A 6,585-nucleotide genomic window follows, 5' to 3' on the forward strand; every position below is an offset into this window, starting at 1 on the left:
TTACTCCGGCACCAGCCGGCTCAGCGCGGGCAGCTTGTCCTGGCCGGGCTCGGAGTCCTCGAACACCATGTCCAGCCCTTCCTCGGTCACGTTGAGCTTGAGGCTGAGGCAGAAACTGCCGCCCTGATTCACTTCCTTGACCTGCTGGGTACGCGCGTCGACGCTGATGCCGACCGGGCGCTGCGGCAGCGCATCCAGCGTGCGGTTGACCTGGGTGCGGATGATGGCGGCGATTTCCTTGAAGCGTTCCGCGCTCTGGCTCGCCGGCACCGCCTCGCCATTGCCGGCCGCCGCCTTGGCCAGCTGGCGCTCGACCAGCCGGCGCGTGTGGTCGTGCAACTGCTCGGTCAGCAGGGTCGGCAACTGGTCGCTGACCAGGCCCTGGCTCAGGTTGGCGTCAGCGCGCACGATCTTGCGGATCTCGGTCGTGCTGACATGGATGGCCAGGCCCTTGAGCGCCTCCTTGAGGTTGGCCGACAGCGCCGACACCAGCATGTCGGGCGCCACCTTGGCGACATAGCCCTGCGGGATATGCGACACCACCACCGGCAGCGTCAGCTCGAGCTGGGGCATGCGCATGCGCGGGACCGGAAAATGGCGCAGCAAACCTCCATCGTCCTCGGCGTATTGCCGGGCGATCCGGACCGATTCGCGATCGGCCGCCATGCGGGCGCGCGTGATCTCGCACAGCAGATGTCCGAGGGTTTCGCTGAGTTCGCTCATGTTCCGGTCCGGGTGGCAGGTCAGGGAGGGATTACTTCACAGCGCCGACCGGCGTCGAGCGCATGGCACCCTCGAGCACGCCGAGCAGCTTCTCCATGCCAGCCGGCATCTCGTCCTGCGAAGCCCTGACGAAGATATGCATCGAGTAGGTGCGCTCGACATTGCTGCCGCTGGCGGTCGTCTTCTTGTAGGAGCAGGACACATTGAGCTTGGCCGAGCCGCCCGGCCAGCGCTGCTTGACCTCGAGGTTGCCGCCGATGGCCAGGTCGCTGCTCTGGCTCTGGGTCTCGATCGAATTGATCTTGGCATTGAAGTCGATCGTCGCCTCCTCGACCCGGATGAAGGGAATCGGCAGCATGGTCAGCAGCGGGACCTCGATCTTCATGTCCTGGAACTTGGCATCCACCGCATCCTTGCGGGCCGCGAACACCACGCTGGCCACCGCCTGCGTGCCGCCAACTCCGGTCGGCGCGGCAATGGTGACGCTGGGCGCCGAACTGTAACTGCCGCCATCGGTCAGCTCGATGCGCACCACCTTGCCGTTCTCGACCACGGCCTGACCCTGAGCAGCGGTCTCGCCCGAACCGGCCGAGAAGGTCACGGCCGGTGCACTTTCGTAGCCGGTGCCCTGGTTGCTGACCGAGACCGAAGCCACATGGGCCTCGACCGCTGGCTGGTAGGGGGCGACTTCCTTCGGATACTTGAACTCGACATAGACCGGCTTGTTGTCCTTGTCGAAGCCGACCGTCTTGATGAAGTCGGCCGTGGCGCGCGCCGCCTGGGTCTGCGCCTCGATGACCGCGCAGAGCGGCCCCCCGATCATGTTCCCGAAGTTCAGACTCGACAGCTCGGTTCCTGGATTGGCAGCCATGACTCACCCCCTGTATCTATGATGAAAATTGCAGGACAGAACCTGACCATCAGCGGGACCAGCCTGCTTTTTCATTCTAGATCCGGGAAAATTGCCCGGCAACTGCTATTTTTTCGTGGTATACCTCAATGCCGGTCACCCCCCTCGCCGGGTACCGGCCGGCCGCGTTCGTCGCGCCGACCAGTCTCGGGAGGATGGCGCGGGCCGGCGTCAGCGGACCGGGGCGCTGGTGGCTGGCGTTCGGCCTGAGCGCGCTCGGTCAGCCCGCGCATGAAACCGGCCCGGCCCGGCTCGGTCTGCTGGATGACCGGTGGTGCAGCGTGGCGTGGCTGAGGCTGGATCTGGGCTTGGGGCGGCAACTCATGGCGAGGAGCGCGTGGCTCGTTGCGCCAGCCGCGCTCGGGTTCATCGAAGCGCGGCCGGGCTTGCGGCGGCGGACGGCGTTCTTCCGATTGGCCGCCATGCGGTCGCCTGGGCTCGCTGTCACGCTGCCAGAACTGCGGCCCCCAGGCCTGGCTCGGGCGCTGCGCCGACCAGCGACCCGGCACCCAGAGATAGCGGGAACCGCCCCAGTTCCAGTAGCCGTCGACCCAGACCTGACCCGGGCCGGGCGGCAGTCCACGGTATTCGATCCGGGGTGGCGGCGACGGCGGCGCCGCGTAGATCGTGGTCGAGTAGGCGGGCCCGTAAGCCGGGCCGTAGTCCACCGGTCCAGGCACCACGGCACAACCCGTCAAGGCCGCCGACGCGAGCAGGAAAAACGGGAAATGAGATGCCATGGCGGCATTGTCGGCGTCCGCTCCGATGCGGACAAGCCCAGGCTACAGCTGCTTACAGCTGTCACACCTGGGTACAGGGCAGCGCGCGGCAGTCAGCGCCGACGCGGCTGGGCGAGTTCGCGCCGTTCGGACTCCCAGCGCCCGGCCTGCCATTGGTAGCGGCCGTCGATCCATTTCCAGTGACCAGCGATCCAGAACTGGCCGTTCTGGGTCGGACGCCCCGGGTGCTCCAGGCGCGGTGCCGGCGGCGCGGGCTGGCCGCGCGCGTCGAGCTCGGGCGCTGACCCGGGCTCGACCGTCGCGGGAGCGACGACGCAACCGGCCAGCAGCGCCAGGGTCAGCGGCAACAGCCATTTCAGGGTTTGCATGTCCAGCCCGGGGTTGACGGTCGAATCGGGCTCAACGCGGCTCGGGCAGCTCGATCTTGACTTCGAGCACCTCGAGGTTGTCCTCGCGATCGAGCTGGACCTTGATATCTTCCGGATTGATGTTGATGTAGCGGCTGATCACCTCGATCAGGTCGCGCTGCAATGCGGGCAGATAGTCAGGCTCGGAAGTGTGGCGACCGCTGCGCTCGTGCGCCAGGATGATCTGCAGTCGCTCCTTGGCCACCGAGGCGGTCTTCTTCTTCTCGCCAAGCAGGAAGGAAAAAAAAGACATGGTGCTTATCTCCCACCGAACAGACGCTTGAAGAAACCCGGCTTGACCGCCTCGACGAAGCGCAGCGGGCGCTCATGGCCGAGGAAACGGTCGACCAGATCCTTGTAGGCCTCGGACACGTCGCTGCCTTCCTTGTGGATCGCGGGCAGGCCTTCGTTGGAAGCCTGCAGCACGGTCTCGCTTTCGGGAATCACGCCGATCAGCCCGATGCGCAGGATGTCATGGATGTCCTCGAGCGAGAGCATCTGGCCGTCCTCGACCCGGTTCGGGTTGTAGCGCGTGATCAGCAGGTGCTCCTTGACCGGCTCCTTGCCTTCGATCGCGCGCTGGGTCTTGCTGCCGAGCATGCCGAGGATGCGGTCGGAGTCACGCACCGAGGACACCTCGGGGTTGGTCACGACCAGCGCCTCGTCGGCGTAATGCATGGCCATCAGCGCGCCGGTCTCGATGCCGGCCGGCGAGTCGCAGACGATGTACTCGAAGCCCATGTTGGCCAGCTCGGCCAGCACGCGGCCGACGCCTTCCTGGGTCAGCGCGTCCTTGTCACGCGTCTGGCTGGCAGCCAGCACGTAGAGGTTTTCGCACTGCTTGTCCTTGATCAGGGCCTGGTGCAGGTTGGCCTCGTTGTGGATGACGTTGATGAAGTCATACACCACGCGGCGTTCGCAGCCCATGACCAGGTCGAGGTTGCGCAGGCCGACGTCGAAGTCGATCACGACCGTCTTGAAGCCCTTGAGCGCTAGACCGGTAGCGAAGCTAGCGCTGGTGGTGGTCTTGCCGACCCCACCCTTACCAGAAGTCACAACGACTATTTTTGCCATTTTTGATTCTTTATGAAAGAAGGATCAGATTAGTTGATAGGTTCGAGCACCAGCTTCTCGCCATCGGGACCGGCCTGCAGTCTGACCTGTGCCGGCCGGCCTTGCACGTTGGCGGGCAATGGCTTGTCGCTGGTGCGATAGACGCCGGCGATCGAGATCAGCTCGGCTTCCAGGCTGGCGGCAAAGATGCGGGCATCGGTATAACCACGCGCACCGGCGATCGCCTTGCCGCGCAGCGGGGCAAACACATGGATATGACCATCGGCGATCACTTCGGCACCCGGATTGACCATGGCCAGCACCACCAGATCGCGGCCGCGCGCATAGACCTGCTGGCCCGAGCGCAGCGGCTTGTCGACGATCAGCGCCGGCAGCAGCTCGGGTTCCGGCACGGGCGCAGCCGCTGCCCGCAGAACCGCCTGGCCTGCCGCCTCGGCGCGGGCGTAGGTGGCTTCATCGCCTTGGGCCAGCCCGGCCTGCAGCGCGGATTGCATCTGCCTGGGACTGCCGCCCTTGACCGCCACCGGCACCAGGTGATAGCGGCGCAGCAGCGGCAGCAGGAAGCTCCACTCCACCGACTCTTCACTGTCGCGCAGCGCGGACAGGTCGATCAGCAGCGGATCGCCCGCGAAGAAGTCGGGATTGTTGCCATAGCGCTGCTGGAGCTCATTCGCCACCTCGTTGAGATGAGTCGACTTCAGCAACAACGTCACCAGCTGGAGCTGGGCGCTCTTGACCTCGAACAGATGGGCTGTCGAGCCCGGTGCGGCAGAAGACATGCAAATAACAGTCAGAAAACATAAATCTTAACAGCCAGCGCTGAAATGCCAAAAAAGCCATTCGTGCCTCTGCAGCAAAAGCTTTGTGTCAGCCAGCAGAACTTTATCGCTTCTGTTTACTTGAATCTACTTTAAAAATAGTCGTAGTAGTAGAGGGTAGTACATATCTGTGGATAAGTTTATTTTGTGATTTTTTATCAACAGCTTTGTCATTGCACAAGCCTGTGGACGCTTGGTCTTTTTTGCTCGTTCCGCGGACTAACAAGTCAGAGAAATATGCACATCCTGTTGATAACTACGGATTAAGCATGAATCTATCCACAGACTTATGAAAAATGCCGCCTGGTCGGGGCGGCATCGAGTGGGTCTGGGCTGGGCTGGCAGCGCCAGCGGGGGCGTGATCAGGCCTGGACCGGGTAGCCCTCCTCGGCGATCGCTCCTGCCAGCTTCTCGCGCGGTTGGGTGGACTCGACTTCGACCCGGTTCTGGCTCCGGTCGATCTGGATCTGGGCTTGCGGGTCGAGCGACCGGATCGCCTGTGTCACGGCCTTTTCGCAGTGGCCGCAAGTCATGCCGGTGACGGTGAAGATCTGTTGCATCAGTAGTTCCTTTCAGTGGAGTGGATGATCAGCCGTCGAAGTATCGCGCCAGCCAGCCGATGCCGCACGCCAGCCGCGGCGTCATGAACCGGATCGACTTCCGGTACATACTTGCTGCATGGAACAAGCAAGCACAGCGACCGCAGCGGTGGAGCCTTCCGCCAGCGAGACGGATTTCGGCGTCGGTGGCATGACCTGCGCCAGTTGCGTGGGACGCGTCGAGCGCGCGCTCAAGAAAATTCCCGGTGTCCAGCAGGCCAGCGTCAACCTCGCGACCGAATCGGTGCGCGTGCACTGGCAAGCGGACGCTGGCGATGCGGTCGCCATGTCGGCGCGGCTGCAGCGCGCCGTGCGCGACGCCGGTTACGAGCCCAGGCCGCTCGAAGCGGCCGAGGCCGAGCCGGCGACAGGCTGGCTCGGCTTGCCGCGCGATGCCTGGCCGGTGCTGCTGGCGGCCTTGCTGTCAGCGCCGCTGACCTTGCCGATGTTCGGCTCGCTGCTGGGCCAGCACTGGATGCTGCCGGCCTGGCTGCAGTTCGCGCTCGCGACGCCGGTGCAGTTCTGGCTTGGCGCGCGCTTCTACCGCGCGGCCTGGCATGCGCTGAAAGCGCGCAGCGGCAACATGGAGCTACTGGTGGCGATCGGTACCAGCGCGGGCTGGGGCCTGAGCAGCTGGCTCTGGTGGCGCGCCGAGGCCGGCGAGATGCCCCATCTGTACTACGAGGGCTCGGCGCTGGTGATCACGCTGGTGCTGCTGGGCAAATGGCTGGAGTCGCGCGCCAAGCGCCAGGCCACCGAGGCAATTCGCGCGTTGCACGCCTTGCGGCCCGAGGTCGCGCATCTGCTGCCTGACGGCATCAAGCGCGAACAGCTGGTCGATGTGCCGGTGGCCGAGCTGCTGCCGGGCGACCGGGTGCTGGTGCGCCCGGGCGAGCGGGTGCCGGCCGATGGCTCGCTGCTGCAGGGCAGCACCCAGGTCGACGAGTCAATGCTGACCGGCGAGCCAATGCCGGTGCCCAAGCAGCCGGGCGACCGGATGACTGGCGGCAGCCTGAACGGCGACGGCGCGGTCGAGCTCGAGGTGGCGGCAGTCGGCGCGCAGAGCGTGCTGAACCACATCATCGCGCTGGTGCAGGACGCGCAGGCGGCCAAGCCGCCGATCCAGCGCCTGGTCGATCAGGTCGCGGCGGTGTTCGTGCCGGTGGTGCTGCTGATCGCGCTGCTGACCTTCTGTGCCTGGTACTTCTGGCAGGGCGTGGCGCTGGAAGACGCGCTGCTGCCGGCGGTGGCGGTGCTCGTGATCGCCTGCCCCTGCGCGCTCGGGCTGGCGACGCCAGCAGCGATCATGGCGGG

At 65.2% G+C, this 6,585-nt stretch carries 9 protein-coding genes; 1 reads left to right on the forward strand and 8 read right to left on the reverse strand.

Annotated features, from left to right (window positions below):
• From C6P61_RS11675 to C6P61_RS11710, 8 genes are all read right to left on the reverse strand, one after another.
• Positions 1-723 carry a hypothetical protein gene (locus tag C6P61_RS11675; RefSeq protein ID WP_105730105.1) on the reverse strand — a complete coding sequence of 241 codons (723 nt, stop codon included), beginning with the start codon at positions 721-723 and terminating at the stop codon, positions 1-3.
• Between the two features lie 31 nt (positions 724-754).
• On the reverse strand, positions 755-1,594 hold the full coding sequence (locus C6P61_RS11680; RefSeq protein ID WP_105730106.1) for a DUF2589 domain-containing protein: 840 nt from the start codon (positions 1,592-1,594) through the stop codon (positions 755-757).
• 125 nt (positions 1,595-1,719) lie between these two features.
• A complete protein-coding gene (locus C6P61_RS11685) occupies positions 1,720-2,373 on the reverse strand; it encodes a YXWGXW repeat-containing protein (RefSeq protein ID WP_105730107.1) in 654 nt (217 codons plus the stop codon).
• A 92-nt stretch (positions 2,374-2,465) separates the two neighbouring features.
• A complete protein-coding gene (locus tag C6P61_RS11690; RefSeq protein ID WP_105730108.1) occupies positions 2,466-2,741 on the reverse strand; it encodes a YXWGXW repeat-containing protein in 276 nt (91 codons plus the stop codon).
• Between the two features lie 31 nt (positions 2,742-2,772).
• Entirely contained in the window at positions 2,773-3,033 is a 261-nt protein-coding gene (gene minE / locus C6P61_RS11695) for a cell division topological specificity factor MinE (protein ID WP_105730109.1), read from the reverse strand.
• Between the two features lie 5 nt (positions 3,034-3,038).
• On the reverse strand, positions 3,039-3,854 hold the full coding sequence (gene minD, locus C6P61_RS11700) for a septum site-determining protein MinD (protein ID WP_105730110.1): 816 nt from the start codon (positions 3,852-3,854) through the stop codon (positions 3,039-3,041).
• Between the two features lie 29 nt (positions 3,855-3,883).
• Positions 3,884-4,633, reverse strand: a complete 750-nt coding sequence (minC, locus tag C6P61_RS11705; RefSeq protein ID WP_105730111.1) for a septum site-determining protein MinC — start codon at positions 4,631-4,633, stop codon at positions 3,884-3,886.
• A 401-nt stretch (positions 4,634-5,034) separates the two neighbouring features.
• Positions 5,035-5,232: a heavy-metal-associated domain-containing protein gene (locus tag C6P61_RS11710; RefSeq protein ID WP_105730112.1), complete on the reverse strand. Its 198-nt coding sequence runs from the start codon at positions 5,230-5,232 to the stop codon at positions 5,035-5,037.
• Positions 5,233-5,350: 118 nt separating this feature from the next.
• Between C6P61_RS11710 and C6P61_RS11715 the strand changes: the two genes are divergently transcribed.
• Positions 5,351-6,585 (forward strand): heavy metal translocating P-type ATPase (locus C6P61_RS11715; protein ID WP_146115046.1); only part of this gene is annotated, 1,235 nt, incomplete at its 3' end.

This window comes from Malikia spinosa (genome assembly GCF_002980625.1).
Lineage (GTDB): Bacteria > Pseudomonadota > Gammaproteobacteria > Burkholderiales > Burkholderiaceae_C > Malikia > Malikia spinosa.

Bases quoted from the DNA above. Each gene is read 5' to 3' on its own strand.
- C6P61_RS11675 (WP_105730105.1), bottom strand. From the start codon at position 723: ATGAGCGAACTCAGCGAAACCCTCGGACATCTGCTGTGCGAGATCACG.
- C6P61_RS11680 (WP_105730106.1), bottom strand. From the start codon at position 1,594: ATGGCTGCCAATCCAGGAACCGAGCTGTCGAGTCTGAACTTCGGGAAC.
- C6P61_RS11685 (WP_105730107.1), bottom strand. From the start codon at position 2,373: ATGGCATCTCATTTCCCGTTTTTCCTGCTCGCGTCGGCGGCCTTGACG.
- C6P61_RS11690 (WP_105730108.1), bottom strand. From the start codon at position 2,741: ATGCAAACCCTGAAATGGCTGTTGCCGCTGACCCTGGCGCTGCTGGCC.
- minE (WP_105730109.1), bottom strand. From the start codon at position 3,033: ATGTCTTTTTTTTCCTTCCTGCTTGGCGAGAAGAAGAAGACCGCCTCG.
- minD (WP_105730110.1), bottom strand. From the start codon at position 3,854: ATGGCAAAAATAGTCGTTGTGACTTCTGGTAAGGGTGGGGTCGGCAAG.
- minC (WP_105730111.1), bottom strand. From the start codon at position 4,633: ATGTCTTCTGCCGCACCGGGCTCGACAGCCCATCTGTTCGAGGTCAAG.
- C6P61_RS11710 (WP_105730112.1), bottom strand. From the start codon at position 5,232: ATGCAACAGATCTTCACCGTCACCGGCATGACTTGCGGCCACTGCGAA.